The organism is Cronobacter sp. EKM101R (assembly GCF_963888145.1).
GTDB lineage: Bacteria > Pseudomonadota > Gammaproteobacteria > Enterobacterales > Enterobacteriaceae > Cronobacter > Cronobacter turicensis.
Genome location: NZ_CAWPHW010000066.1, coordinates 1 through 214, shown reverse-complemented (window position 1 = coordinate 214; position 214 = coordinate 1). Strand labels below are relative to the sequence as shown.

1 pseudogene is annotated in these 214 nt (G+C 67.8%); it reads right to left on the bottom strand.

The features are described from left to right. Positions 1–214, bottom strand: a pseudogene (locus AACV31_RS21485) (adhesin); the annotation flags it as partial.

Sequence of the window (214 nt, the reverse complement as noted above, 5' to 3'; positions counted from 1 at the left end):
GTTCACGCCCGTGCCGCTGCCGGTGGCGCTGCCGCTGATATTACCGTCAGTGATGTTGCCGCTGAGGCTCACGCCGGCACCGTCCACGCCGCTGCCGCTGACGGTGGTGTTGTTCAGCACGCCGGTGCCCCAGAGATTCACGCCGGTGCCGCTGCCGGTGGCGTTACCGCTGACGGCGCTGTTCCCGGTGCTGGTCAGCTTACCGGAGATATCC